The following is a 3065-nucleotide window of genomic DNA, read 5'->3' as shown; positions in this document are numbered from 1 at the left end:
CTTGACTCCATCCATATCCCTGACCATGGAGCCATTTTATCATGATTAACCTTAAGTTTCATCAAGAATGCAACACTACACTAGTTCTGGGAATGGATTGGTCTGCGGGTAGTCCGGCGACAATGCGCGCCAGTGTTCACCACTGCCGGACCATAGCGGTCAATGATGGGGGTAAAGTCCGGGAGGGCAACCAGCGCCTGTTGGGGGTGCGGTGTTGGTGTTGATGGATAAGGCGGGTGCCGTAGGGGTGGCATCGGCCTGTGCCCATTCGGTAGCGCCCAGGGAAAAACCAAAGCACGCAGCGACAACAGCAGTAATCAGTAGTTTCGGGCGTTTCAACAGGGTTTTCGGGCGACTATTCGCCATAGGACTCTCCTTTGGAGTTTTGGTTCTGCAGTATGCATAAAGGGACCCCAACAGAGGGCCATAATTGACTCTTACCTTCGTTTTACGTGGCAATGCAATAGGCACAATGGACGCTTAACGGTTCAGTCCTCAATTAACCGTCAACAATGCCCCATACACCCGCTGCCATGCCAGAGCTAGTTCAGCAGGTGATTATTATTGATGACCTGCCAATGACGTCCACCCAATTTTCCAATTTCGATACTCTGAATTTGACCGTTCCTGATCATGGAGCATCGATAAATCAGGCCGTGCAGCTGTCTGCACTGGTTGATCTTTGTTTCTTTAACTTCCTGATCAATATGCTGCCTCTGACTCTTGGTCATATTCATATCCATGTTGTTGCCTTTAATGGCACGGATAATATCTGCTTTTTTGAGTGCTCGACGCACATCCTGATGACTAGGTCCGAAGACGCATCCAGATAATCCAATCCCTGTAAAAAGTAATAAAAAAGATATTTTTGAAAGATTTTTCATCACGACTTTGAACAAGAAACACGAACAAGCCAACTAAAACCGTCAGAGACACCATGATTGGCGTCTCTGACGTTCCATGATTCACCAATCAAGACAGTGCGACTATGCACCGGACTTGATAGCGGCCTCGACCTTTTGAGCGAACTGTGGATCGCTATGGGCTTTTCTCATGAGCATCTCATAGGTGCTTGCGGAGAGGTCATTCTTGGCCAGAATTCCGTGAACATCCTTTGCATAGGTTTGTTCAAGTGCCTGTTGCTTGGCTTTGCTTACGCCTTTTTGCATGGCTTCACTCCGCATTTTGGAACTCAGGGGTCCGATTGCTCGCAGAGCGGAAGCAAAATGCATGATCTCACCGTTACTCACCGCAGGACCCGCCTGAGGTGCAGAGGGCATCATTGGCTGGGAGCCGGACTGCGCTCCCGCTTGCGGCGCTCCGGAAGCCATAGGCGGTGTAGACGCACCGTTCTGCATCGCCGGTGAGGACGGTTGGGGTTGAGTGGTGGACATGGGGCTGCTCATGCTTGCAAAAGCAACGGATGTGCTGAACACGAATATTCCCAGTGCTGTTATTACATTAGTCTGAATGCTTTTCAATAGTTCATCTCCCTTTTGGGTGAAAGAAAAGAGCATGGATTATGCTCGTAATTGCTTGAGTCAAATTGCACAAGCGTTTTTACGGTAACAACAGATAATCTGTATTGTCAAATAGGTGAATCAAATTTAACAAGTATTGAAACTGATCAAAATATGAGTGTTGCACATATTCAACACGTAACCAGAAAAAACGTTAGTTTTTATGATAAATATTTTCTTTTTTTAATAAAAAACTGATATACCACATTAATATTTGTTTTGTTACCACACTAAGAAAAGTGACCTATTCTATTTCGCGTCTGATCAGGCGAGCAATCCTTTCCGTTTCGTGCTTGCTGTCCTTCGACCATGTAGATGAACTGCTGACATGATCCATGGGTGATCAACATTTCTAAATATACGGCAATTCATGCGCAACGGACTCTACTATCGGCATAAATTGCGTTTGCGGATGATCTTGCGGAGACAAGACCATCCGGTGGCTGATGGTTATGATATTCTGACTGGCGGTTGATTCGGAGCGCAAGGCGAAGGTCAGACGGTCAGATAATCGTCGCTGCGGTAGAGCGTTTCTTTCGGGATATGACGACCCAGCGGTTACGTCGTGGGGTGTTCACCAGTGTGCCCGAACTCATCCAGGCCATTGAGGGGTACATCGATCACCACAACACCCATCCCAAACCCTTCATCTGGACCAAAACCGCCCGCGACATCCTGCAAAAGGTCATTCGCGACAACAGCCACTATGTGACGCTAAATAGTAGTAATAGTGCTGTAATGCCTGTGCAAAACAATCCAATCATATTGAATAAGATATATTAATTTATATTTGATCTGATCAATCCTTACACTTGGATAGGCCCTCCGAAGCTGTGTCTCGTTATAGCATGGAACGATCAGAGAAATATCTGGGTTGTCTGTGGTCATTGATGGCCCTGATTATACTTTTCATGTCGCGGCAGATGGCATACTTCACGGCCAAGTTGTCGGTATCCATAATATATGAAATCAGCGTCTACGAGACATCATAAAGCATTGTGTCTCGTAGACGCTGATTCCTCACTTATAAAGGATATAAAAAGCCATAAACAATGAGCCCCACAACGAGCGGCTCATTTGTTTTGGCTGTTAAGGTGCGCCAGGCCCTCCAGGGGGAGGTCCACCTGGCCCACCCGGTGGAGGCGGTCCACCCATAGGTCCTTGGTGGGGTGGCTGTTGAGGCCCAGGCCCTCCAGGCCCCCCTTGTGGCGGCCCTCTTCTCGGGCCAGATTGAGGCCCTTGCGGGGGTCCTCCTGCTGGTCCTGGCTGGAACCGAGGTCCTCCATGGCCAGGACCTGGTTGTGGACCGAACCCCGGCCCACCTGGTTGTGGTCTCCCCGGAGGCCCAAAGCCTGGTCCACCGGGAGGAGGCCCAGGTGGAGGCGGTTGTGGTGCGCCAGGCGGAGCCGGTGGCGGTGGTTGCACCCCCAGATAATTGAAATAACTGCCAGGTGGTGGTGGTGGCGGCGCTCCTGCCGGTGGAGGCGGAGGCGGGGGCGCTCCTGCCGGTAGGGGCGGGGGTGGTGTCGGATAATACTGGTAGTA

4 protein-coding genes and 1 pseudogene are annotated in these 3065 nt (G+C 49.8%); 1 reads left to right on the top strand and 4 read right to left on the bottom strand.

The window, feature by feature from the left end:
* Positions 1-159: 159 nt before the first annotated feature.
* The 3 genes from HAP95_RS05145 to HAP95_RS05135 all read right to left on the bottom strand — a co-directional run bounded on the left by HAP95_RS05145 (position 160) and on the right by HAP95_RS05135 (position 1394).
* Positions 160-366 carry a hypothetical protein gene (locus HAP95_RS05145; protein ID WP_226832581.1) on the bottom strand — a complete coding sequence of 69 codons (207 nt, stop codon included), beginning with the start codon at positions 364-366 and terminating at the stop codon, positions 160-162.
* 176 nt (positions 367-542) lie between these two features.
* The gene (locus HAP95_RS05140) at positions 543-884 is read right to left on the bottom strand and encodes a hypothetical protein (RefSeq protein WP_215883245.1); all 342 of its coding nucleotides are present in this window, start codon (positions 882-884) and stop codon (positions 543-545) included.
* 102 nt (positions 885-986) lie between these two features.
* Complete coding sequence (locus HAP95_RS05135; protein WP_215883244.1) at positions 987-1394, bottom strand: DUF4168 domain-containing protein; 408 nt, start codon at positions 1392-1394, stop codon at positions 987-989.
* Positions 1395-2042: 648 nt separating this feature from the next.
* Here HAP95_RS05135 and HAP95_RS05130 point away from each other — a divergent pair.
* Positions 2043-2303 (top strand): annotated as a pseudogene (locus HAP95_RS05130) (hypothetical protein); the annotation flags it as partial.
* A 290-nt stretch (positions 2304-2593) separates the two neighbouring features.
* Here HAP95_RS05130 and HAP95_RS05125 read toward each other — a convergent pair.
* A partial coding sequence (locus tag HAP95_RS05125) for a hypothetical protein (protein WP_215883242.1) occupies positions 2594-3065 on the bottom strand: 472 nt, incomplete at its 5' end.

The sequence above is a fragment of the Acidithiobacillus sulfurivorans genome (genome assembly GCF_018853815.1).
Classification (GTDB): Bacteria; Pseudomonadota; Gammaproteobacteria; order Acidithiobacillales; family Acidithiobacillaceae; genus Acidithiobacillus; species Acidithiobacillus sulfurivorans.
This window is presented reverse-complemented; position numbering and strand designations above follow the sequence as displayed.